Below are 22,779 nucleotides of genomic sequence, written 5' to 3'. Positions count from 1 at the left end.
GGTCCGGAACTCAGTGCGATGTGGACTGTCCACAGGGGTTTGTTCACAAGGGACTTACTGATACGGTCGATACGTCCCAGTGATCAACGCCGATTGATGAGGAGACCCGCATGACCGAGCAGGTTGAGGCCTTCGAGCCCGTGGCGTCCGACGACTACGACCAGGAACTGACCTGCCTGGAGCCGCCGGTCGAGTCCTGAGCAGTCGTGCGAGTCCGTGTGTCGCGGCTGGTCGTCTTCCTGTGGCGTGATGGCCAGCTCGTCTGCGACGATCCGCTGCGGCACCGGCAGTTCGCGTTGACTGTGGAGGCGGAGCGGCTGCTGCGCGACTACGCCGACTGGGCCGAGCCCACCGGCAAGCTCGCGCAGCAGCTCCTCTCCGCGCACGTCCTGGTCGCCGAGGGTTCACCGGAACACGCCCAGGAGGAGCGCCTCGCCGCCTGGCGTGACCTGGGCCCGGCGGCCACCTACTACCACCTGGCCAGCCGGACCCTCGGCAAGGACGTCTTCCGCTCCGCCGCCGAGGACGCCGCCGTGCTGCGTGCCAAGACCACCCAGCCGGATCCGGTCAAGGAATACCAGGGGCCCCGTATCGCCCTGCCCCGCACCGACCCGCCCGGCGTCGACTTCACCCGGGTTCTCGAAGCCCGGCGGTCGACCCGATGGTTCGATCCCGAGACCCCGGTGCCGCTGTCGGCGTTCGCCGCCCTCCTGCGGTGGACGGCGGGGGTCCGGCGCGAGGTGGACGTCGCCGGCGTCGGTACGGCGTTGCTGAAGACCGTGCCGTCCGGCGGATCCCGCCATCCGGTCGAGGTCTACCCGGTGATCCGGGACGTGGCCGGCGTGGAACCCGGCGTCTACCACTACTCCGTACGCCGCCACGAGCTGGTACGACTCGCCGACGCGGGCGGCGAGGACCGGCTCCGCGAGTGGTGCGGTGGGCAGCCGCACGCCGCCCAGGCCGGGTTCCTGCTGATGTACGCGGCGGTCCTCGAGCGGACCGTGTGGAAATATCCGGCGGCGCGGGCGTACCGGGCGCTCCTGCTCGATGTCGGCCACCTGAGTCAGACCGTGTACCTCACCGCGACCGCGCTCGGCCTCGGGACGTTCTTCACCGCCGCCACCCGCGACGAGCCCGTCGAGGACACCCTCGGGCTGTCCTGGTCCGAGGAGATCTTCCTCGGGGTGTCCGGCGTCGGCGTGCCGCATCCCGCCGAGCGGGACCGGCAGGCGGCGATGCTCGACGGCGGCGACGCGGCCTTCTCCTTCCCCCCGGACGCCTGGCACGGACGGGGCGAATGACGCCGAGGATCACCGTCGACCTGGCCCGGCTCGACGCGAACATCGCGCGGTACAGCGCCCTCGCCGACGAGGCGGGCGTCGCCCTGCGCGCACACGTCAAGGGGCACCGCACACCCGAGATCGCCGCCCGGCAGATGGCCGCCGGCGCGGTGGGCGTCGCCGTCCACTCCGCGGCCGAGGCCGAGGCCTACCTGGCGGTGGGTGTGACCGACGTCGTGGTGGCGTGGCCGTGGCGCGACCCGTGGCGGTGGGACAGGTTCGCCCGGCTCGCGCGGCGCTGCGCGGTGACGGTGCACGTCGACCACCCGGACACGGTGGCCGGCCTCGGCGCGGCGGCCGTGGCGCACGGCGTCGCACTCGACGTACGGATCGAGGTCGACACCGGCCTGCACCGGCTCGGCGTCGACCCGGAGGCGGCCGGCGAGCTGGCCGAGTCCATCGCCGGGACCGACGGGCTGCGCCTGGCCGGTGTGACCGGCTATGTGGGGCTCACCGACTCCGCCGCCGCCCGCGACCGCGTCGACCTGGGCCGCCACCAGGCGCAACTGCTGGTGACTGTCGCGCGGCGCATCCGGGCCACCGGAGCGGCCTGCCCGACGGTGAGCGTCGGCGGCACACCCACCCTGCTCGGCGCGCTGGGCGTCGCCGGCGTGACCGAGGTCTGCGCCGGCGCGTACGCCCTGCTCGACGCCGGGCTCGCCCGGCTGGGCGAGTGCGACGTCGCGGCGGTGGCGATCGCCGTCACCGCGACCGTCACCGGCACTGTCGGACCGGTGCCGCGCACCGACGCCGACGAGCTGCTCGCGGGCGCCGACCAGACCTGGATGAGCGGTGTCGTGATGACGGGCCTCGACGGCACGCCTGTCGACGCGGGAACGCTGACCGTGGGCGACGAGGTGCGGGTGCTGCCCGGGCACGTCTGCCCGGTGGTGGCCCGCCGGCCGCTCCTGCACGTACTCGACTCGGGCGAGCCGGTGGCACGGTGGCAGGCGCTGGTCCAACCGGACCGGGCGTGACCGACACGGTGGCGGGCGCCGGTCCGCCGGCACCGGGCGTGACCGACACGGTGGAGGTCACGGATCCCCTGCGCGAACGGCGGTTCGTCCTGTTCGCCGCCGCCCGGACGATCTCCGTCTTCGGCAACGCCATGGGTCCGCTCGCGCTGACCTTCGCGGTGCTCGACCTGCCCGACGGGTCGGCGCCGGCGCTGTCGCTCGTGCTCGCCGCGATCTCGGTGCCCCGGATCGCGTTGATGCTGCTCGGCGGCGTCATCGGCGACCGGCTGCCGCGCCACCGCGTACTCGTGGCGGCGGAGCTGATGTGCGGCACGGCGTACGGCGCGATGACCGTCCTCGTCCTGACCGGGCGTGCGGGCATCGCCACCCTCGCCCTCTGCGCCGCCGTCGCCGGCACCGCCTCGGCGCTGCTGCTGCCCTCACTGAACGGGCTGACCGCCGAGCTGGTCGCGCCCGGGGCACGGCAACGCGGCAACGCCGTGCTGCGGCTGGGCACGAACACCGCGACGGTGGCGGGCTTCGCCGCCGGCGGCACGCTCATCGCCTGGCTGGGGCCGGGCTGGGCGCTGGCCCTCGACACCGCGACCTTCGCCGTCGCCGCCGGGCTGCTCGCGCGGCTCCGCCTCGACCCGGCCCGTCGGACGACCGGGCGGAACCTGCCCGCCCAGCTCCGGGACGGGTGGCGCGAGTTCGTCCGGCGGCGCTGGCTGTGGCAGATCGTGCTCGCCGCGGCCGTGGTCAACGCCGCCGTCGGCGTCACCTTCGGGCTCGCGGGGCCGCTGGTCGCCCGGACCCAGCTCGGTGGTGCGGGCGCGTGGTCGGCAATCCTCGCCGGGTACGCGGTGGGCATGTTCGCCGGGGTGCTGGTCGCGATGCGGGTCCGTACGGCCCGGCCGCTGCGCGTGGCGGTGCTCGCCGTGTCGATGCTGGGACTGCCGGCACTGCTGCTCGGCGCCGGCGCCGCACTGCCCTTCGTGGTGCTCGCCGCCGTACTCGCCGGTGTGGCGTTCGACGTCTTCGGGGTGCTGTGGGAGACGACTGTCCAGTCCGAGGTGCCGGTCGAGGCGATGTCCCGCGTGAGCGCCTACGAGTGGCTGGGGGCTGTGGGTCTCGGGCCACCGGTCATGATCGCCGCCGGTTTCGTCATACCCGAGATCGGCGTACGGCCGGCCCTGCTCTGCCTGGCCGCGGTGATCTTCGTCGCCGCGCTCGTCCCGTTGGCCAGCTCCTCCGTCCGGTACTACGAAAGGCAACCCGATGGCCGAGTACATTGACGCCTTCGCCACGGCGTACGACCGCTTCTGGGCGCCGTACCCGGAGCGGATGGGCGAGGCGTGGCTGCGGGTGCACGCGCACGTGGCACCCGGGGCCGAACGGAGCCTGCTCGACGTCGGCTGCGGCACCGGCATCGTGGCCGCCCGGTTCGCCGCCGCCGGCTACCGCGTCGTCGGGGTCGACATCTCGGCGGCGATGATCGCCCACGCGCGCGAACGGCTGGTCGGCACCGACGCGGTGCTGCTGACCGCGGACGCCACGGACTTCGAGGTGCCGCGCCCCTGTGCGTTCGCGCTCTCCACGTACGACATCGTCAACCACGTGGGCGAGCTCGACCGGGTCCACGCCTACCTGCGTCGTGTCCACGCGGCGGTCACCCCGGGCGGCTGGTTCGGCTTCGACATGTCCACGATCAGAGGGCTCAACGCCGACGTCCCACCGGTCACCCGGGAGGACGGTACGGCCTCCGTGGTGGCGGCCCGTGGCCCGCTCGACGGGGAGCGCCGTCCGCTGCACATCACCGGCGAGCTGCGTACCGACGACGGCCGTACGACGCCGTTCGCCACGACGATCACCAACACCGCCCACCGGGTCGCCGACGTGCTCGCCGCCCTGACGGACGCCGGTTGGGTGCTGAGCCACGTCGCCGCCATCGACGACCTGCTCACCGACGTGCCGGACCCCGAGGCGCTGCCCCGGGTGGCGGTGGTCGCCCACCGCGCCTGACGCCCCCGGTCGCCGACCGGCACGGCCCCGCTGCCGGGCCGCGCGGGCCACGGCCGGCGGCATCGATGGGTAGCGTGACCGCCATGCTCACTCTCGTCGCAGTCGTGGAGTACCCCGCCGGGGCCGAGGCCGCCGGGCAACGCTACGAGGACACCGTGCTGGCACTGCTGGGCCGGCACGGCGGCGAGTTGGAGCGGCGGCTGCGCGGCGTCGGCGGGCAGTGCGAGGTGCACGTGATCCGTTTCGCGGACCGGGCCGGTTACGAGTCGTTCCTCGTCGACCCGGAGCGGGCCGCGCTGCGTGCCGCCCTCGGTGCGGACGCCCCGGACACCAGGGTCATCGAGGTGCACGAGGTCTAGACGGCGGATGCTGGCCTGATACCCAATCGCCCAGTGGACGCGGGAATGCTACGAAGGGGCGTGCCCAACCCGACAGGCTCCCCCGGTGCCACGTCCCTGGAGACTCCGCGGCTGCTGTTGCGCCGCTGGCGGAGCGACGATCTGGACGGGCTCGCCGCCGTCAACGCGGACCCCGCGGTGATGCGCCACATCCATGACGGCCGCACCCTGGACCGGGCCGCGACCGCGGAGCGCCTGGCCAGCTACCAGCGACACTGGGACGAGCACGGCTTCGGCCTGTACGCGGTGGAGATCAAGGAATCGGGCCACCTGGCCGGGTTCACCGGACTGGCGGTGCCGACCTTCCTGCCCGAGATCATGCCGGCCGTGGAGATCGGCTGGCGGCTCGGACGGGCGTACTGGGGTCGGGGCCTGGCCACCGAGGCGGCACGGGCCGTCGTCGCCCACACTCGTGCCGAGCTCGACCTGCGGCGGCTGGTCAGCATCCACATCGTCGGCAACGACGCGTCCGCGCGGGTGATGGTCAAGCTGGGCATGTCGCTCGAGCGCCAGACCGTGCAGCCGGACACCGGACGCACGGTCCGGGTCTATGCGATGGATCTGTAACGGAGATCGTCGCGGCCCGGGGCCGCCGACACGAAGGGGCGCGAGAGTCATCCCTCTTCCCCTACTTCATCACGGCCCACCAGCAAGAACAAGACTTGATCTTGCAGCTTGTGGCGGCCAGTCTCGACGCATGGAATTCGATGCGAACGCCACCGCCCGACGGTCCCTGTGGATCGGAGGCGGACAGTGGGCCGGCAAGTCCACAGTCGCCGTCACACTCGCCCTGCGGCACGGGCTGACCGCCTACCTCTACGACCGGCACGACGCACGCGGCCACGACGACCGGCGCATCGCCGACCGGGTCCGGCGCGGCGAACCTGCTGCCGGGCCCGACCCGGAGACCACCTGGGTCCGCACCGACCCGGCCCGGATGGCGGCCGACACCCTGGCGGGATTCCCCCGCCGCTTCGCCTGGGTGCTGGACGACCTGAGCGCCCTGGTGCCCGGCCACCGCGTGGTGGCCGAGGGGTGGGGGCTGCGCCCCGAACTGGTGGCGCCGGTCGTCGAGTCGGTACGGCAGATGGTGGTGCTGACGCCCACCGCCGAGTTCCGCGCCCACCAGATGGCGCGGCTGCCCCGGGCCAGCTTCGCCATGCCCGGCCTCAGTGACCCCGACCGGGCCGTCCGCAACCGCTGGGCGCGGGACGAACTCGTGACGGCCGACGCGGTGGCCCAGGCCGAGCGACTGGGCGTACGGGTGATCCCGGTCGACGGGACGCTCGACGGCGACCAGTTGACCGACCTGGTCGCCGAGCACTTCGCCGCGTACCTGTGAGGATCGTCAGCCGTCCAGCGGGGCCGGGTCGGCCGGCAACGCGGTGGGCGAGGCACGACGCCCGACCCGGGCACCCCCCAGCACCACCACCGCCACCCCGGTGAGCAGCAGCGCCATCCCCAGCAGCGCGTACGGGCGGGGTGACTGGCCCAGCCACGCCCAACCGAGAAGCGCCGCGCCGGGCACCTCCAACAGGATCAGCACGCTCACCGTGGTCGCCGAGATCTTGTGCAGGGCGTAGTTGAACATCGAGTGCCCGAGCAGTTGGGCACCGGCCACCAGGGCCAGGATGGCCAGCCAGGTACGCGGGTCGAAGCCGACAAGTCGTACGCCGCCGAGCAGGCAGACCACCAGCAGGATCAGCGCGCAGATCCCGTAGCAGATGGTGGTGTAGGTCGTGGTGCTGATGCTGGCTCGGGCGCGTTCCCCGAAGGCGGTGTAGACGGCGGCGAAGATCCCACCGGTCACCGCCAGCAGGTCACCGACGACCGCCCTGCCGGACACGCCCACGTCGACCCCGGTGGCGATCACCGCGCCGCCGGCCGCCACCCCGACACCGATCCAGACGACCAGGGGCAGCCGCCGCCCCTGGGCGCGGGCGATCAACCCCTGCCAGATGGGCTGGGTGGCGCCCAGGGCGGTGGCGGCGGCGACCGAGGTGAGCTGCGCGCTCGGCACCCAGGTGGCGAAGTGCGCGGCCAGCGCCACCCCGGAGAGGACGCAGAACAGGCCCTCGCGCCGGCCCGCGCCGACGGTCAGCCGACGGAACTCGGCCCGGCGCCGGGCCAGGGAGAAGGGACTCAGGACGGCGACCGCGAGCAGGTTGCGCCAGAACGCGATGGCCAGCGCGGGAGCGGCCGCGTACGCGATCAACGGCGCGGACGACGACACGGCGACGACGGCCAGGCCGACCGCGCCGGTGGTCAGCGGGTCCGGCGACGGACGATCCGAGGATGGAGGCACGGGAAGCAATCCTCACACGTATGACGCCGAACACGGACGGTCAGCACTCCGTTACCATCACGCGGTCACGCCGGCGACCACGACCGCTCGGAGGCGTTCCCCTCATGCCCAGCTACCAGGCGGTGCTGTTCGACTTCTTCGGCACGCTGACCCGTTCGGTGCAACGCGGCGTCGCCCACCTCGGCACCGCCGAACTGCTCGGATGCTCCACCGACACGTTGACCGAGGTGCTGGACCGCACCTACTACGAGCGGGCCACCGGCCGCCTCGGTGACGCCGAGGCGACGCTGCGGTGGGTGTGCGCCCAGGCCGGCGTACACCCGAGCGACCACGCGCTGCGCGCGGCCGTGGCGTCCCGGCACCGGGCCGTCCGCGCGGACACCCGGCTGCGCGCCGACGCGGTGCCGGTGCTCGCGGCCCTGCGCGGGCGCGGCCTGCGCACCGGCGTGATCAGCGACTGTACGCACGAACTGCCGGCGTTCCTCCCGCAGCTCGCGGTCGCCCCGCTGCTCGACGTGCGGGTCTTCTCCGTGCAGGTCGGACAGTGCAAGCCGGATCCGGCGCTCTACCTGACCGCCTGTCGCCGGCTCGCGCTGGCGCCCGGCGACTGCCTCTACGTCGGCGACGGCGGCAGTCAGGAACTGACCGGCGCCGAGCGGGCCGGGATGACGGCCGTTCGACTCGCAGCGCCCGACCTCGGCGAGCACATGGTGTTCAACGCCGACCGGGACTGGCACGGGCCGGTGCTCGGCACGCTGCGCGAGGTGCTCGACCTCGTCGACTCCGACGCCGAGGTGATCGGTGCGGCCTGACCGCCCGGCGACCGGCGTCAGCGGCGGCGGACCCGGTGCAGGCGGAACGGCTTGCGGGTGGCACGCACCGCCGGCGTGGGGCGGGGCGGCTCGGACTGCGCGTCGGACGGCAGGTCGGCACCCGCCGACGGCGCACCGGCCGGGGCGAGCCGGTTCACGGCGCAGCCGTCGCCGGCCCACCGGGCGACCAGGTCGGCGGTCGGACCGGGCGCGTTCAGGCGCTTGCCCGCGACCAGCGGCGCGGTGGTGTCCCACGCCTCGGTGCCCGGCCGCACCCGGGTCACCCGGGCCGGCCAGGTGACGATCCGACCACCGTGGTCGCCGCGCAGGGTGACCTGTGCCTCCGTCGCGTCGGCAAGGCCCGGCGCGGCCTGCTCACCAGGTCCGCTGACCACGAAGAGCGCACCCTCCAGCGGGGCGCACCAGAGCGCCAGCGCCGGCCCCCCGGCCACGCTGACCCAGGCCACTGCGGCCTTCTTCATCGCCTCGTCGACCAGCGGCGTGCCGCCGGGGGCATCCTCGTCCGTCACACCCGCATTCTCCCGCATCGGCGGCCGCCCGACGGTCAGCCCACGAACGGCGGCACGGCGATCTCGCCCCGCGCCACCGGCATCACCTGGCCGGAGACCGTCGCGCCGACCACCACGCCACCCGCGGCGGTGACCGTGCAGGCCAGCGCGGACGGACGGTTCATCTCCACACCCTGGCGGACCGCGTACTCCGACCTTCCCTCACCGGGCAGCAGACCGCTCGCCACCAACCAGACACCGAGACCGAGCGCCGCCGAGCCGGTCGCCGGATCCTCAGGTATGCCGAGCCCCGGCACGAAGACCCGGGCGTGCGCGGTTTGCGCGGCCGCGTCCCAGGAGAAGACGCTGAGGTGCACCACCCCGTACCGCTCCGCCGCCGCCGGGTTCACCCGTGCCCGGGCCATCGCGTCCGGCCGCACCGGCAGGTAGGGGAACTCCAGCCCGCATCCCGCCACGCGGGGTGCCGGCCCGGCGTGGTCGTCCGCGCCCAGTCCGGCGATCTCCAGCAGCGGCTCGGCGTCCAACTCGGGGCCGAGGGTGGGTGTGCCGCCGGTCAGCGTCGCGCCCGACGCCGTCACCTCGATCGGCAGCACCCCGGCGCCGCACTCCTGGGTGATCCGCCCCACACCGAACATTCCCCGCCGGCTCGCGGTCACCGCCGCGCCGACGCTGGGATGCCCGGCGAACGGCAACTCCTCGGCCGGGGTGAAGATCCGGGCCCGGTAGGTGGCGCCGACCTGCGTGGACGGCAGCACGAACACCGTTTCGGAAAGGTTGAACTCCAGCGCGAGCGCCTGCATCTGCTCCGTCGCCAGCGCCTCCGCGCCGAACACCACGGCCAGCGGGTTGCCGGCGAACGGGCGGTCGGTGAAGACGTCCACGATCTCGTACGCCAAGGTCGACATGTTGATAAACACTAGGCGCTTAGGCTGGTGCCCGTGAGCACGCCGACCCGGGTCTACATCGCCCGCCTCGCCGGAGTCGCCGTCTTCGATCCGAACGGTGACCAGGTGGGCCGGGTCCGTGACGCCGTGGCCCGGCTCCGGGCGACCAAACGTCCCCCGGAGGTGGTGGGCCTGGTCGCCGAGATGCCGATGCGTCGGCGGATCTTCCTGTCCATCAACCGGATCACGTCGATCGACGCGGACGCCGTGGTGCTCGGCTCCGGCACCCTCAACCTGCGCCGGTTCGAGAAGCGCCCCAACGAGCTGCTCGTGCTCCAGGAGCTGCTGGACCGGCGGGTCAACCTCGACCCGGGCGGCCAGCCCGGCGCGGTGGTCGACGTCGCGATGGAGTGCAGCCGGGGCGGCGAGTGGTCGCTGAGCCGGGTCGCGGTCCGCGAGCAGACCGGCCGGCTCAGCCGCCGCGGCCACCTGCACCAGGTCGAATGGGACCGGGTACGCGGTCTCAGCGGCATCGCCGACAACCGGGGTACGGCGAACCTGCTCGCCGTCCTGGAGGACATGCGCCCCGCCGACCTGGCCAACGCCCTGCAGGACCTGCCCGACCTGCGGCGCAACGAGGTCGCGGCGGCGCTGAACGACGAGCGTCTGGCGGACGTGCTCAGCGAACTGCCGGAACACGACCAGGTGGAGATCCTCGCCGCCCTGGACCGGGAACGGGCCGCCGACGTCCTGGAGGAGATGGACCCGGACGACGCCGCCGACCTGCTCAACGAACTGCCCCCGCCGGAGCAGGACGTCCTGCTGGACCTGATGGAGCCGGACGAGGCCGACCCGGTACGTCAGCTGCTCAAGTACACGCCGGGCACGGCGGGCAGCGTGATGACCTCCGAGCCGGTCATCCTGCCACCGGACGCCACAGTCGCCGAGGCACTCGCCCGGATCCGGGAGCCGCAGCTCTCCCCCGCCGTGGCCGCCCAGGTCTTCGTGACCCGCGCCCCGCAGAACACGCCGACCGGCCGCTATCTGGGCATGGTGCACTTCCAGGCGCTGCTGCGCGAGCCCCCGGCCGACCTGCTCGGCAAGGTGGTGGTCAACGACATCGACCCGCTGCGGCCCACCACCCCGCTGCCGGAGATCACCCGCCGGATGGCCACGTACGACCTGGTGGCCATGCCGGTGATCGACCGGAACAACCGGCTGGTCGGCGCCGTGACGGTGGACGACGTGCTGGACCACTCACTGCCCCGGGACTGGCGGGACCGGGACGCCCTGACCGCTCCCGGCGTCTCCGAGGCGGCCTTGGACGGCGCGGATGGCTGAGCAGCGGCGGGCCGAGCGGCTCGATCAGCCGCGCGAGCCCCGGGGATTCAAGCTGCCCCGGTTCGACGCGGAGGCGTTCGGCCGGTGGTCCGAGGGCATCGCCCGGGGCATGGGCACCGCGAACTTCATCGTGATCATGACGGTGGTCATCGCGATCTGGTTCCTGTGGAACACGTTGGCCCCGGCGGGTCTGCGCTTCGACCCGTACACCTTCACGTTCCTCACCCTGGTGCTGTCGTTGCAGGCCAGCTACGCGGCGCCGCTGATCCTGCTGGCCCAGAACCGGCAGGCCGACCGGGACCGGTTGGCGTCGGAGGAGGACCGCAGGCGGGCAACCGCGCAGAAGGCGGACACCGAGTACCTGGCCCGGGAGATCGCCGCCCTGCGGATCGCGCTGGGCGAGGTCGCCACCCGCGACTTCCTGCGCTCCGAGCTGACCCGGCTCGCCGAGGAACTGGACGAGGCGGGGCAGCGCCGCCAACGGCTGGAGCGGCGCCAGCAGGAGAAGGACAGCCGGCAGGAGCGGCGTGCCCAGCGGGCGACCGACGGCGTGGGGCTGGACGAGCCGCGCGACGACCTGGACGGCGACTTCGCCCGCGACGCCCGGCCGGACGGCACCGGCCCGCGCCGGTCCGAGGGCTGACCGACAGGCCATCGAATGGCTCACACCGCCCCGGGCAGAGGCGGCAGCGGATGCCCCGCGACGTAGCATTGCGGGCATGTCAGCACCCGTGAGCACCGTCGAGGACGCGATCCAGGCCGCCCTGGCCACCGTCAACGACCCGGAGATCCGCCGGCCCATCACCGAGCTGGGCATGGTCCGCTCGGCCACGATCGCCGACACCGGGGTCGTACGGGTCGAGCTGCTGCTCACCGTCGCCGGCTGCCCGCTGAAGGACAAGCTGCGGGCGGACATCACCGCCGCGCTCGCCGCGGTGCCCGGGGTGACCGGCGTGGAGATCGACTTCGGTGTGATGACCCCGGAGCAGCGGCAGTCGTTGCAGTCGCAGCTGCGCGGCGGCGGTGCCAGCGAGGAGCCGGTCATCCCGTTCGCCCAGCCCGGCTCACGGACCCGGGTGTACGCGGTGGCCAGCGGCAAGGGTGGCGTCGGCAAGTCCAGCGTGACGGTCAACCTGGCGGCGGCGCTCGCCGCCCGTGGGCTCTCCGTGGGTGTGGTCGACGCCGACATCTACGGCCACTCGGTGCCCCGGATGCTCGGCGCGGACGCCCGCCCCACCCGCGTCGAAGACATGATCATGCCGCCGCAGTCGCACGGCGTGAAGGTGATCTCGATCGGCATGTTCACCTCCGGTAACGCCGCAGTGGTGTGGCGGGGTCCGATGCTGCACCGGGCGTTGCAGCAGTTCCTGGCCGACGTCTACTGGGGCGACCTGGACGTGCTCCTGCTCGACCTGCCGCCGGGCACCGGTGACGTGGCCATCTCGCTGGCCCAACTGCTGCCCAACTCGGAGATCCTGATCGTCACCACCCCGCAGACCGCCGCCGCCGAGGTGGCGGAACGGGCCGGGGCGATCGCCCTGCAGACCCACCAGCGGGTCGTCGGCGTCATCGAGAACATGTCCTGGCTGGAGCTGCCGGACGGCTCCCGGATGGAGATCTTCGGCGCCGGTGGCGGTACGGCTGTGGCCGAGTCGCTGAGCCGGACCATCGGCGCGCAGGTGCCGCTGCTCGGGCAGATCCCGCTGGACACCCGCGTCCGCGAGGCCGGCGACGCCGGCAACCCGATCGTGCTGGCCGAGCCGGAGTCGCCGGCCGCGCAGGCGCTGGGCACGATCGCCGACCGGCTGGCGCTGCGCCGCGAGTCGCTGCTCGGCAAGCCCCTCGGCCTCAAGCCCGCCGGGCGCTGAGCCCCCGTTCGACGACGACGCCCCGCCGGCCACCTGGCCGTGCGGGGCGTACTCGTCGAGGTGCTCGACCGGTCAGGTGGCGTCGTCGTAGCTGACCCGGGGCGCCGGCGCCGAAGGGGTGCCGGTGGCCGTGCCGGGGCGCGTCCCGTTCGACCGCAGGTCGGCAGCGTCGGCCACGTCCTTCAGGTCCTTGTGCACGCCGCTGACGTCCGCGCGCAGGTCGTCGTAGACGCCCTGCAGGGGCTTTCGGATCGCCGCCTCGTCCTCCTCGCTGAGGAGGTGCTTGCGGATGAACGCCTTGGGATGCAGATCTTCCAGCTGGATGTCGGTGCCAAGCTCGCGGCTCAGGTCGCCGGTGGCGTTGCGGGCCATGTTGCGCAGGTTACGCACCATCCGCAGGCCGTCGGTGATCACGGCGGGCAGCCGGTCACCGAAGATCAACAGCGCCAGGAGCAGCAGCGCACCGATCTCCCACCAGTTCAGGTTGTCGAGCATCCCCCGGGCCTCCTCTCGGCGTCAGCAGCAAGACTACGCACGCGAGGCCCCTTTCGGGCAGGGGGTGCGCTGCTGTTCACTTGGCATCCGCGGCGAGGGTGACCGACGTGTTCTGCCGGTCGGACCCGCGCCGGAACTCGACGGTCACCACCGAACCGGGCGCGAACTTGCGGACCAGGGCGATCAGATCGGTCGGTTCGGTCATCGGTCGACCGTTGAGCTTGAGGATCACGTCGCCGACCCGCAGCCCGGCACCGGCCGCCGGCCCGGACGGCTCGACCGCCGCCAGCCGTACGCCGCCGCCGGCACCCGCCCCCGGGCCACCCACCTGGGCGCCGATCACCGTACGGCGGGCCTTGCCGGTGCCGATGATGTCCTGGGTCACCCGCTTGGCCTGGTTGATCGGGATGGCGAAGGCGAGACCGATGTTGCCGGCCTCCTGCCCCTCGGCGACCAACGACTTGATCGTGGAGTTCACGCCGACCACCCGGCCGGCCCCGTCGACAAGCGGACCCCCCGAGTTGCCGTGGTTGACGGCCGCGTCGGTCTGGATCGCCGCGTAGTAGCGCACCGGCCCACCCGGCTCGCCGGCCTGCATCGTGCGGTCCAGGGCGCTCACGATGCCGGCGGTGACCGTGTTCGCCAAGGAGAGCGGCGAGCCGACGGCGAGGACCGGGTCACCCACGGCCAGCGCGTCGGAATTGCCGAACTCCACCGGCCGCAGCCCCGACCGGCTCACCTTGATCACCGCGATGTCCGACTCCGGGTCCTGACCGACCACTGTCGCCGGCGCGGTGCTGCCGTCGTTGAAGACCACCGAGGCCTTTCCGCTGCCACCGGCCAGGACGTGGTCGTTGGTGATCACGTGGCCGTCGGCGCTGGCGACGAACCCGGAACCCTCGCTGGTGCCGCCGAGGCTGCTCACCCGCACCGTGACCACGCTGGGCAGGACCCGTTCGGCCACCCCGGCCAGCGACTCCGGTTTGCGCTGGGCCAGCGCGGGCGGCTGCGCCGCCTCCTGACCGAGGACCGACGTGCCGGCCCCGCCGCGCACCGCGAACGCGTACCCCAACGCGCCGCCGAGGGCGCCCGCGAGCAGGGCGGTGATCAGCGGGATGAGCAGCAGATGACGCAGCGCCGGACGCCCCTGCGCGGCGTCCGGGTCGGTGACCGGCTCCGGTTCGGTGCCGGCGGCCACCACGGCGGGTACCACCACCGCGGCGGGCGCCGCCGGATCCCGCCACGGGTCGGCGAGCGCGTCCGACCACCACGGCGACGCGTCGACACCGGACCCACCCGGTGCCGGCGACCCCGCGTACGGGGCAGCCACCGGTGGCGGGCCCCCTGCCACGGGTACGCCGACCGGCGGCGCCACAGGGGCGCTGCCGGCGCCCGGTGGCCCCACGGGCGGAAACCCTGCCCCGGGCGGTCGCGCCGGCGCCGGAGTCTCACCGCCCCGGCGCCAGTCCCAGCCGTCGGTCACGTCGGTGCCTCCCAGTCCATCCCCGGATCCCGCGCCGCGTCGTCCGGCCACGGTCCGGTGTGGGCGCGGCTGACGGGATACCGCCTCCAGGATTGCACGGATGCGCGCGGTGGAGTCAGCGGTTGCCCCCGGTGATCGCTGACGACGGAAGCCGCGGCTGCGTCCCGCGACGGTCGCCTCTACGCTCACAGTGCCAACCCGCCCCCGCACCACGCACCGCCCCCGGAGGTGCCCCATCGCCACGGTCGCCGGTCCCGGCAATTCGACGACCCAGGCTCAGCAGTTCGCCGAGTCGTACGTCACCGAGGATCTCGTCCTGCGTACCGCCCGCAGCCTGGCCCACGAGGTGGGCCTCGACGCCGTCACCCCCGGCGCCGGCGCGGCACTGCGGCTGCTGGCCGCCGCCGGCAACGCCCGCGCGGTGGTGGAGATCGGCACCGGCACCGGGGTGAGCGGTGTGTGGCTGCTGCGCGGCATGCGCGCCGACGGTGTGCTCACCACCATCGACCTGGAGGTGGAGCATCAGCGGATCGCCCGGCGGATCTTCGCCGAGGCGGGCTTCGCCGCCGGTCGTACCCGGATCATCACCGGTCGGGCGCTGGACGTGCTCCCCCGGCTCGCCGACGGCGCGTACGACCTGGTCTTCGTGGACGCGGAGGCGACGGGATTCCACGCCTGCGTGGAGGCCGCGTTGCGCCTGCTGCGCCCGGGAGGAGTGCTCGCGCTCAACGGCATGCTCGCCGGCGGCCGGATCGGTGACCCGGCCGCCCGGGACGCCGAGACGGTGACGGTCCGCGAGACGATCAAGGCGGTCCGGGAGTCGGAGCACTGGATCCCGGCGCTGCTACCGGTCGGGAACGGGGTGCTCGCCGCGGTGAAGTGCTGACGGTCAGTCGACGCTTGCCAGCCAGCGCAGCAGCGAGCGCACACCCCAGCCGGTGGCGCCGCGGCTGACCTCGGCCTGGTCGCCGTCGGCCCAGGAGGGCGCCGACATGTCCAGGTGCAGCCAGCGGTCCCGCAGGTCGCCGGTGAACTCGCGCAGGTAGAGCGCGGCCAGCACCGACCCGGCGCCCTGGGTCGGCGCGCTGTACAGGTCGGCGATCTCGCTGCCCAGGTACTCGACGTAGTCGGTGTGCAGCGGCATCCGCCACGCCGACTCGCCGGCCGACTCGACGGCCGCCAGGACGTCGGCGGCCAGCTCGTCGTTGTCGCTGTACAGGGCGGCGGTGCGCTTGCCCAGCGCCACGGCGTTGGCGCCGGTGAGCGTGGCCAGGTCAAGCAGCAGGTCGGGCTGGAGCTGCCGCACCGCGTACGCAAGCGCGTCGGCCAGCACCAGCCGCCCCTCGGCGTCGGAGTTGGTCGTCTCGCTGGTCACGCCGCCGTAGTGCCGGATGACGTCGCCGGGGCGGAACGCCGAGCCGCTCACCGCGTTCTCCGCGAGCGGGGCGAGCGTGGTGATCCGGACCGGCAGTTCCAGTGCGGCGGCGCCGAGCGTGGCCGCGACGACCGCCGCCGCGCCCGCCATGTCCTTGCGCATCAGTGTCATCGCGGCGACCGGCTTGATCGACAGGCCGCCGGTGTCGAAGGTGATGCCCTTGCCGACCAGCACCACGTGGGTACGCGCGCCGGCCGGGTGCCAGTCCAGTTCGACGAGGCGGGGGCCGCTCGCCGAGCCGCCGCCCACGGCGAGGATCCCACCGAAGCCCTCGGCGGCCAGCTCGTCCGGGCCACGGACCCGCAGACGCAGACCCGGAAGGTCGGCCGCGGCGGTCGTCACCTGCTCGGCGAACCACTGCGGGTTCTTCACCGAGGAGGGCATGTTCGTCAGGTCGCGGGCGAGGCGGGTCATCGCCGCGGTGGTCCGGGCGGTGGCGACCGTCGACTCGTACGCGGCCGGGTCGGTGAGCAGCAGGTCGACGCCGTCGAGCGCGGGTGCGTCGCCGGCCTCGGTGAGCCGGAACCGGTAGGACGCCAGCAGCAGACCCTCGGTCAGGCCGCGGACAGCCGTCGTGGTCACCTCGGCCGGCAGCGCGATGGTGATATGCGTCTCATCGGCGCAGGAGCGCGCCAGGGCCGCTCCGGCAGTACGCCAGGCCGCCTCGTCACCGTCGCCGATGCCGAGCAGCAGCAGCCGTCCGGGGGTGCGTCCGGGGCGGAGCTGGGTGCGGATCTCGCCGGCCCGACCGGTCAGGCGGGCCACCGGCGTCAGCGCGGCGGCCTCGTCGGCGGTGCCGTCCGGGAGCGCCACGGCGGTCGGTGCCGGCACTGCCGACGCCGCACCCCCGGTGGCTGGACCGGTGGGACGGACGGGCAGCACGAGGACGTCGAGCCGGTCGGACTCGGCGACGAGACGGATGTCGAGCACGCGGAACCGCACCTCCAGGAAGTGTCGCGGAGCGGCACCGGGCCGGCCGGTCCGCACCGATGAAGACCCTGAGCCACCGGCGGTACCGGTGGCTCAGGGTCTGGCGAACGGTCCGGGCGGCGTGCACCGCCCGGACCACTCCTCACTCAGCCAGCGGCTGCCTTCAACGCGTCACCGAGCGCGTTGGCCTCGTCGGGAGTCATCTCGACGACGAGCCGGCCACCGCCCTCCAGCGGGACCCGCATGACGATGCCCCGACCCTCCTTGGTGACTTCCAGCGGACCGTCGCCCGTCCGCGGCTTCATCGCCGCCATGTTGTCTCCCCTCAGACCTACACCAGGGTCGGTGGGTTGCCCCACAGCCACTTCGTCTTGACCACCCGCAGCGGTCGCGGGGGTGTCGACCAACGATTTTCCCTGATAAACACCGCCGGACCCAAACCGGAGCAGCATTGATGTAACAGCATCTAGCTTATCTTGAGAAGGCCTGTCACAATGTGCGGTCATGCAGGCACGGTCGGCACTCTTCGACCTGTACGGCGACCACCTCCGGCCGAGGGGTGGCCGGGCACCGGTCGCCGCCCTGGTCAAGCTACTGGCACCGTTGGGAATCGCGCCGCCGGCCGTTCGCACCGCCGTGTCCCGGATGGTGCGTCAAGGCTGGCTCGACCCGCTCCGTCTGGCATCCGGACCGGGATATTCGATCACACCAAAAGCTGCCCGACGACTGGACGAGGCGGCTGCCCGGATCTACCGGACCGGCCGCGTCACGTGGGACGGCCGGTTCGATCTGCTCGTCCTGGAGGCGCCCGGCTCCCGCCGGGACCGCCAGCGGCTCGCCGCCACCCTGAGCTTCCTCGGCTACGGCACACTCGACGAGCAGACCTGGGTCGCCACCCGGCCCGGCGAGGACGTCGACCTGCTGCTCGCCGAGGCCGGCATCCGGTTCGAGCGGTTCACCGCGTCGCACTACTCCGGCACGCCCGGGGCGATGGGCGTGGTCCGCCGGGCGTGGAACCTCACCGAGATCGGCCGCGCCTACGAACGCTTCGTCGCCGACCAACGCCCCCTGCTCGCCGCGGTCACCGTGCGCAGCAGCGACGAGGAGGCGTACGCGGCCCGGTTCCGGCTCGTGCACGCGTGGCGTACCTTCCTGTTCCGGGACCCGCAGCTGCCCCCGGCGCTGCTGCCCGAGCGCTGGCCCGGCACCGCCGCCGCCAGTTTCTTCGACCGGCACGCGGCCCGCCTGCGTCCGGCCGCCGACCGGTACGTCGAGCAGTGCCTCGACGCCGGCAACCGCATCGTCCGACAGAAGGGTCGTTAGACACGTGACCGAGCCGTTGCTCGTCGACCGGACCGACGCCGTCGTCACCCTCACGCTGAACCGCCCGAACGCGATGAACGCGCTCGACGTGGCGTTGAAGGAGGCGCTGCGGGACACCCTGGCGGAGCTGGAGGCCGACCGGTCCTGCCGGGCGGTCGTGCTGGCCGGGGCGGGCGGGTCGTTCAGCGCCGGTCAGGACCTGCGCGAGCACGTGTCGACGCTGGAGAACAGCTCCGCCGACCCGCTGGGCACCGTCCGGGCGCACTACAACCCGATCGCCGCGCGGCTGGCCAACCTGCCCAAGCCTGTCGTCGCCGCCGTCCGGGGGATGGCCGCCGGGGCGGGCGCCTCCCTGGCGTTCCTCGCCGACATCCGGATCGGCGGGCCGAGCACCAGCTTCCTGATGGCCTTCGCGAAGGTCGGCCTCGCCGCCGACACCGGCGCCTCGTGGACGCTGCCCCGGCTCGTCGGCCACGCCAAGGCTGTGGAGCTGCTACTGCTCGCCGAGCCGGTACGCGCCCAGGAGGCCTGCCAGCTGGGCCTGCTCAACCGGCTGACGGACGACGACGAGCAGGTGCTGCCGGTCGCGCAGGAGCTGGCCGCCCGACTGGCGGCCGGACCGACAGTCGCGTACGGGGCGATCAAGCGGCAGCTCTCCATCGCCGACGCCGGCACCCTCGCCGACGCCCTGGCGGCCGAGGCGCAGGCGCAGGCGATCTGCGGGGCCACCGACGACCACCGGGCGGCCACCCTCGCCTTCGTCGCGAAGCAGAAACCGGTCTTCGAGGGACACTGAACGCGATTCGCACCTCGGCCTTACCGTCCTCGAACACGGGCCGCCTAGCGTCGGGGCCCATGAGCGATCGTGAAGCGGTGGCACACCTGCTGCGCCGGGCCACCTTCGGGCCGACCGCCGACGAGGTGGACGCGGCCGAGCGGGCCGGACCGGCGGCGACGCTGGACCGGCTGCTCGCGCCGGGCCGGCCGGACCGGGGCGCGGCGGCCACCCCGCCGCCGGCGCTGCCCGCCGACCCGTACGCCGCGCTGACCAAGGAGTCCACCCGCGAGCAGCGGCAGAAGGCCAACGGGGAGCGCCGCAAGCAGCTCCAGCAGGTCACCGAGTGGTGGCTGGACCGGATGGTGGCCGCCGAGGACGGGCTGAGCGAGAAGCTGCTCTTCTTCTGGCACGGGCACTGGGCCACGAGCGCGCAGAAGGTGCGCTCGGCCTCGATGATGCTCGGGCAGTTGGAGACGCTGCGCCGGCACGGCCGGGGGCCGCTCGGCCCGCTGGTCGCCGCGATGGTGCGCGACCCGGCGCTGATCATCTGGTTGGACGGGCAGAAGAACACCCGCAAGGCGCCGAACGAGAACCTGGCCCGCGAGCTGATGGAGTTGTTCACGCTCGGCATCGGCGCCTACACCGAGGCCGACGTGAAGGCCGGCGCGCGGGCGCTGACCGGGTGGGTGGTGGACCGCCGGGCCGGCACCGCCCGTTTCGAGGCGCGCCGGCACGACCCCGCGGAGAAGACGATCCTCGGGCGCGGCGGCCGGTTCGACGCTGAGGCGTACGCCGGACTGCTGGCCGCCCAGCCCGCGGCCGCGACGTTCGTGGCGGGGCGGCTGTGGTTCCGCTACGCCGGCGCGGAGGCCCCCGCACCGGACGGCCTGGCCGGCGCGGACACCGTGGCGACCCTTCGCGCGGTCCTCTCCGCGCCGGCCTTCGCACAGAGCCGGGGCACCCTGGTGAAGCAGCCGGTGGAGTGGCTGGTCGGCGCGCTGCGCCAGCTCGGTGTCCGTCCCGCCGCGCTGCCCGAGCAGCAGCGCAAGCAACTGCTGGGCGGGTTGAACGCGTTGGACCAGGTGCCGCTGCGCCCGCCCAGCGTGGGCGGCTGGCCGGCCGGGCCGGCCTGGCTGACCACCTCGTCGTTGCAGGCCCGGCTCCGGCTGGCCGGGATGCTGGCCGCCGCGACGGCACCGGCGGTGCTCGACCGGCTGACCGCCGCGCCCACCGCCGGCCGACCCGACGCGCTGGCCCGGCTGCTCGTCGTCGACGGCTGGGGCGCCCGCACCCGGGCCGCCCTGACCCCGCTGGCCGGCGAGCCCCGCAAGCTGCTCGCCGCCGGCCTGGTCAGTCCCGAATACACCGTCAGCTGAGCGGAGGAGTCGAGAGATGGACACCCTGACCCGACGGAGGTTCCTGCTCACCAGCGGGGTGGTCGGCGCGGGCGCGCTGGCCGCCGGTGCCGGCGCGTACAGCCTGCGGGACCTGCTGGACACCGCTGGCGACCGCGACCCGGAGTCGCACACGCTGGTGCTGGTCACCCTGTACGGCGGCAACGACGGCCTGAACACGGTCATCCCGTACGGCGACCCGGCCTACCGGGCGGCCCGTCCCGAGCTGGCGTACCCGGACTCGGAGGTGCGGCGCCTGGACGACGACTTCGGCCTCAACCCGGCCCTGGAGGGTCTGCACCAGCGCTGGTCGAAGGGCGGGCTGGCGATCGTGCGCGGGGTCGGCTACCCGAAGCCGGACCGCAGCCACTTCCGTTCGATGGACATCTGGCACACCGCGCAACCGGACCGGCCGGGCACCACCGGCTGGCTGGGCCGGTGGCTGGACCGGGCGGGCGGTGACCCCCGACTGGCGGTCTCCTTCGAGCCGGCGCTGCCGCCGCTGCTGGCCGGGGAGCGCAGCGCGGGCGCCGCGGTACCGGTGACCGACCGCAAGGCCGCCAAGGGGCTGTCGGCGGAGACGCTTGCCGCGTTCGCCGCCCCCGAGGCAGGCGAGTCGGCGGCCCGGGGACGCGCCGCCGCCTGCTTCGCCGACCTGCGCTCGGTGGAGGAGATGATCCGCCAGGTACGCGACTCGGCCGACCCGGACGCGGCGGACCCGGACGGCGAGCAGGCGCCCGCCACCGCCACCGGTGGCGCGCGTACGCCCCTCGACGCGCAACTGGACCTGGTCGCCCAGTGCGTCGAGGCGGGAGTGTCCACCCGGGCCTTCTCGGTGTCGTTGGGCGGCTTCGACACCCACGCCGACGAGAAGCAGTTGCAGGCGGTCCTGCTGGGGCAGGTGGACCGGGCGTTGACCGGGTTCGCCGACCGGATGGCCCGCACCGAGGCGGGCCGCAGGGTGGTGGTGGCGGTCTACTCCGAGTTCGGACGCCGGGTGAAGGCCAACGCCTCGGACGGCACCGACCACGGCACCGCGTCGGACGTGCTGCTGCTCGGCGCCGGGGTGCGCGGCGGGTGGCACGGCGAGGCGCCCAGCCTCACCGACCTCGACGACGGCGACCTGAAATACACCACCGACTTCCGGGACGTCTACGCCACGCTGCTGGAGCGGGTGCTGGACACCGACCCGGGCCCGGTGCTCGCCGACTGGCGGGGACGACTGGACAGGCTGTTCTAGTCGTCCTCTTCCGGGTCCTGGTTGGCCTCGGCGCCCAGCACGAACGCCTGCATGGCCAGCTCGTCGCCGGACGGTGAGACGAACGCAGGCAGCTCACGCGGCCCCAGCTCCTGCACGTACGACCAGAACAGGCGGACCGCCTCGGCCGGGGTGTCGGCCTCGATGGGCAGGTCGAGGCTGACCAGCCAGGTGCGCCGCGCCGGGGGCGGGCCGAGCTGGTCGGCGAGCGCCCGGAAGGCCGCCGGCTCCAGTGCGGTGACCGGCCCGTCGAGGGTGACCAGGTCGGCCGGCACCGGCTCGTCGAAGGCTCGCCGGGTGTACGCGACGACGAGCGTCGCCGGCTCCACCGGGGCCTGCGGGTCGTCCGGGTCTTCCGAGTGCCGCTGCGCCGGCATGGCGACCCGGCCGAGCGCCACCAGCCGGGGCGGCGCGTCGGCGAGCACCGCCACCCGGTCACCCGGCCTCGGCCGGCCCACGTCGGTCAGGCCGGTCAGCTCCAACGCGTCGTGGTGCACGAGCCGCTCGGCCTCGTACCGCTCGGCGGGCAGAAGCACGGCCCAGGTGCCCGTCCCGTCGGCGTTGCCGGCCGCACCGGCCCGGTGCGCGGTCTCGGTCGTCATGCCTGCCATCTCATCACGCCGTCGGGGCGAGGGTGACGTGACAGCCGACGATGTGATCGTCGACCATTCCGGTGGCCTGCATGAGCGCGTACGCGGTGGTGGGGCCGACAAACCGGAAACCCCGCTTCTTGAGCGCCTTGGCCATCGCCGTCGACTCGGGCGTGATGGGCGCCAGCTCGGCGAACGAGGCGGGACGGGCGGGCCGCCGCTCCGGCGCGTACGACCAGAGCAGCGTGGACAGGCCCTCGGGCAGCTCCAACGCGGCGCGGGCGTTGGCGATCGCCGCCTCGATCTTGGCCCGGTTACGGACGATGCCGGCGTCGGCGAGCAGCCGGGTCACGTCGGCGTCGGTGTACCGGGCGACGGTCGGGATGTGGAAGTCGTCGAAGGCGAGCCGGAACGCCGGGCGCTTGCGCAGGATGGTCAGCCAGGACAGGCCGGACTGGAACGCCTCCAGGGTCATCCGCTCGTAGAGGGCGTCGTCGCCGCGCAGCGGCCGCCCCCACTCGGTGTCGTGGTAGACGGCGTAGTCCGGGGTGCTCGCCCCCCAGGCGCAGCGGGCCAGCCCGTCGGCGCCGATCACCAGGTCAGTCACCCCGACCACGCTAGGCCATCGCACCGACAG

The 22,779-nt window shown here is 73.7% G+C and carries 25 protein-coding genes; 16 read left to right on the top strand and 9 right to left on the bottom strand.

The genetic code is table 11. The features are described from left to right. Positions 1 to 206: 206 nt before the first annotated feature. The 7 genes from ABZS77_RS04360 to ABZS77_RS04330 all read left to right on the top strand — a co-directional run bounded on the left by ABZS77_RS04360 (position 207) and on the right by ABZS77_RS04330 (position 6,058). Entirely contained in the window at positions 207 to 1,301 is a 1,095-nt protein-coding gene (locus tag ABZS77_RS04360) for a SagB/ThcOx family dehydrogenase (RefSeq protein ID WP_354816886.1), read from the top strand. Beyond that, the gene (locus ABZS77_RS04355) at positions 1,298 to 2,317 is read left to right on the top strand and encodes an alanine racemase (protein ID WP_354816883.1); all 1,020 of its coding nucleotides are present in this window, start codon (positions 1,298 to 1,300) and stop codon (positions 2,315 to 2,317) included. The genes ABZS77_RS04360 and ABZS77_RS04355 overlap by 4 nt, the downstream gene beginning before the upstream one ends. Further along, positions 2,314 to 3,591 (top strand): MFS transporter, encoded by a 1,278-nt coding sequence (locus ABZS77_RS04350; protein ID WP_354816880.1) that lies wholly within the window; start codon positions 2,314 to 2,316, stop codon positions 3,589 to 3,591. Before ABZS77_RS04355 ends, ABZS77_RS04350 begins: the two co-directional genes overlap by 4 nt. Next, on the top strand, positions 3,575 to 4,318 hold the full coding sequence (locus ABZS77_RS04345; protein ID WP_354816877.1) for a class I SAM-dependent methyltransferase: 744 nt from the start codon (positions 3,575 to 3,577) through the stop codon (positions 4,316 to 4,318). The genes ABZS77_RS04350 and ABZS77_RS04345 overlap by 17 nt, the downstream gene beginning before the upstream one ends. 83 nt (positions 4,319 to 4,401) lie before the next feature. Then, positions 4,402 to 4,677 (top strand): hypothetical protein, encoded by a 276-nt coding sequence (locus tag ABZS77_RS04340; RefSeq protein WP_354816874.1) that lies wholly within the window; start codon positions 4,402 to 4,404, stop codon positions 4,675 to 4,677. A gap of 60 nt (positions 4,678 to 4,737) precedes the next feature. Next, entirely contained in the window at positions 4,738 to 5,283 is a 546-nt protein-coding gene (locus ABZS77_RS04335) for a GNAT family N-acetyltransferase (protein WP_354816871.1), read from the top strand. Between the two features lie 130 nt (positions 5,284 to 5,413). After that, entirely contained in the window at positions 5,414 to 6,058 is a 645-nt protein-coding gene (locus ABZS77_RS04330; RefSeq protein ID WP_354816868.1) for a hypothetical protein, read from the top strand. A gap of 6 nt (positions 6,059 to 6,064) precedes the next feature. Here ABZS77_RS04330 and ABZS77_RS04325 read toward each other — a convergent pair whose 3' ends face one another. Next, the gene (locus ABZS77_RS04325; protein ID WP_354816865.1) at positions 6,065 to 7,021 is read right to left on the bottom strand and encodes a DMT family transporter; all 957 of its coding nucleotides are present in this window, start codon (positions 7,019 to 7,021) and stop codon (positions 6,065 to 6,067) included. A gap of 104 nt (positions 7,022 to 7,125) precedes the next feature. On the opposite strand from ABZS77_RS04325, the gene ABZS77_RS04320 reads away from it, so the two are divergent. Continuing rightward, the gene (locus tag ABZS77_RS04320; RefSeq protein WP_354816862.1) at positions 7,126 to 7,833 is read left to right on the top strand and encodes an HAD family hydrolase; all 708 of its coding nucleotides are present in this window, start codon (positions 7,126 to 7,128) and stop codon (positions 7,831 to 7,833) included. A gap of 17 nt (positions 7,834 to 7,850) precedes the next feature. On the opposite strand, the gene ABZS77_RS04315 is transcribed toward ABZS77_RS04320, so the two are convergent. Next, the gene (locus ABZS77_RS04315; protein ID WP_354816859.1) at positions 7,851 to 8,381 is read right to left on the bottom strand and encodes a hypothetical protein; all 531 of its coding nucleotides are present in this window, start codon (positions 8,379 to 8,381) and stop codon (positions 7,851 to 7,853) included. A gap of 17 nt (positions 8,382 to 8,398) precedes the next feature. Then, on the bottom strand, positions 8,399 to 9,268 hold the full coding sequence (locus tag ABZS77_RS04310; protein WP_354816856.1) for a PhzF family phenazine biosynthesis protein: 870 nt from the start codon (positions 9,266 to 9,268) through the stop codon (positions 8,399 to 8,401). 33 nt (positions 9,269 to 9,301) lie between these two features. Here ABZS77_RS04310 and ABZS77_RS04305 point away from each other — a divergent pair, with 33 nt between their 5' ends. The 3 genes from ABZS77_RS04305 (at position 9,302) to ABZS77_RS04295 (ending at position 12,456) form a co-directional block, all read left to right on the top strand. Then, positions 9,302 to 10,588: a CBS domain-containing protein gene (locus ABZS77_RS04305; protein ID WP_354816853.1), complete on the top strand. Its 1,287-nt coding sequence runs from the start codon at positions 9,302 to 9,304 to the stop codon at positions 10,586 to 10,588. Next, positions 10,581 to 11,231, top strand: a complete 651-nt coding sequence (locus ABZS77_RS04300; RefSeq protein WP_354816850.1) for a DUF1003 domain-containing protein — start codon at positions 10,581 to 10,583, stop codon at positions 11,229 to 11,231. Before ABZS77_RS04305 ends, ABZS77_RS04300 begins: the two co-directional genes overlap by 8 nt. Positions 11,232 to 11,307: 76 nt before the next feature. Further along, complete coding sequence (locus tag ABZS77_RS04295; RefSeq protein ID WP_354816847.1) at positions 11,308 to 12,456, top strand: Mrp/NBP35 family ATP-binding protein; 1,149 nt, start codon at positions 11,308 to 11,310, stop codon at positions 12,454 to 12,456. Positions 12,457 to 12,528: 72 nt separating this feature from the next. On the opposite strand, the gene ABZS77_RS04290 is transcribed toward ABZS77_RS04295, so the two are convergent. Beyond that, on the bottom strand, positions 12,529 to 12,951 hold the full coding sequence (locus tag ABZS77_RS04290) for a preprotein translocase subunit TatB (protein ID WP_354816844.1): 423 nt from the start codon (positions 12,949 to 12,951) through the stop codon (positions 12,529 to 12,531). A 76-nt stretch (positions 12,952 to 13,027) separates the two neighbouring features. Further along, positions 13,028 to 14,449, bottom strand: coding sequence for a trypsin-like peptidase domain-containing protein (locus ABZS77_RS04285; RefSeq protein WP_354817190.1), 1,422 nt, complete (start codon positions 14,447 to 14,449; stop codon positions 13,028 to 13,030). Between the two features lie 220 nt (positions 14,450 to 14,669). Here ABZS77_RS04285 and ABZS77_RS04280 point away from each other — a divergent pair, with 220 nt between their 5' ends. Then, complete coding sequence (locus tag ABZS77_RS04280; RefSeq protein WP_354817187.1) at positions 14,670 to 15,320, top strand: O-methyltransferase; 651 nt, start codon at positions 14,670 to 14,672, stop codon at positions 15,318 to 15,320. A 3-nt stretch (positions 15,321 to 15,323) separates the two neighbouring features. On the opposite strand, the gene ABZS77_RS04275 is transcribed toward ABZS77_RS04280, so the two are convergent. Both ABZS77_RS04275 and ABZS77_RS04270 read right to left on the bottom strand, forming a co-directional pair. Then, positions 15,324 to 16,799 (bottom strand): leucyl aminopeptidase family protein, encoded by a 1,476-nt coding sequence (locus ABZS77_RS04275; RefSeq protein WP_354816841.1) that lies wholly within the window; start codon positions 16,797 to 16,799, stop codon positions 15,324 to 15,326. 146 nt (positions 16,800 to 16,945) lie between these two features. After that, on the bottom strand, positions 16,946 to 17,113 hold the full coding sequence (locus ABZS77_RS04270) for a DUF3117 domain-containing protein (RefSeq protein WP_007455245.1): 168 nt from the start codon (positions 17,111 to 17,113) through the stop codon (positions 16,946 to 16,948). Between the two features lie 190 nt (positions 17,114 to 17,303). On the opposite strand from ABZS77_RS04270, the gene ABZS77_RS04265 reads away from it, so the two are divergent. From ABZS77_RS04265 to ABZS77_RS04250, 4 genes are read left to right on the top strand one after another with little or no spacing between them, the layout of a single operon-like run. Beyond that, positions 17,304 to 18,122 carry a PaaX family transcriptional regulator C-terminal domain-containing protein gene (locus ABZS77_RS04265; protein ID WP_354816838.1) on the top strand — a complete coding sequence of 273 codons (819 nt, stop codon included), beginning with the start codon at positions 17,304 to 17,306 and terminating at the stop codon, positions 18,120 to 18,122. Between the two features lie 4 nt (positions 18,123 to 18,126). Next, complete coding sequence (locus tag ABZS77_RS04260) at positions 18,127 to 18,918, top strand: enoyl-CoA hydratase-related protein (protein ID WP_354816835.1); 792 nt, start codon at positions 18,127 to 18,129, stop codon at positions 18,916 to 18,918. A gap of 59 nt (positions 18,919 to 18,977) precedes the next feature. Further along, complete coding sequence (locus ABZS77_RS04255; RefSeq protein ID WP_354816832.1) at positions 18,978 to 20,276, top strand: DUF1800 domain-containing protein; 1,299 nt, start codon at positions 18,978 to 18,980, stop codon at positions 20,274 to 20,276. A 16-nt stretch (positions 20,277 to 20,292) separates the two neighbouring features. Next, positions 20,293 to 21,534: a DUF1501 domain-containing protein gene (locus ABZS77_RS04250; protein ID WP_354816829.1), complete on the top strand. Its 1,242-nt coding sequence runs from the start codon at positions 20,293 to 20,295 to the stop codon at positions 21,532 to 21,534. Here ABZS77_RS04250 and ABZS77_RS04245 read toward each other — a convergent pair. Together ABZS77_RS04245 and ABZS77_RS04240 are read right to left on the bottom strand one after the other, a co-directional pair. Then, on the bottom strand, positions 21,531 to 22,154 hold the full coding sequence (locus ABZS77_RS04245) for a hypothetical protein (protein ID WP_354816826.1): 624 nt from the start codon (positions 22,152 to 22,154) through the stop codon (positions 21,531 to 21,533). The two genes, ABZS77_RS04250 and ABZS77_RS04245, sit on opposite strands and share 4 nt — an antisense overlap. A 13-nt stretch (positions 22,155 to 22,167) precedes the next feature. Next, positions 22,168 to 22,749, bottom strand: coding sequence for a DNA-3-methyladenine glycosylase I (locus ABZS77_RS04240; protein WP_354816823.1), 582 nt, complete (start codon positions 22,747 to 22,749; stop codon positions 22,168 to 22,170). Positions 22,750 to 22,779: the final 30 nt, after the last annotated feature.

The organism is Micromonospora sp. NPDC005298, from assembly GCF_040607375.1.
Taxonomy (GTDB): Bacteria; Actinomycetota; Actinomycetes; order Mycobacteriales; family Micromonosporaceae; genus Micromonospora.
This window is presented reverse-complemented; position numbering and strand designations above follow the sequence as displayed.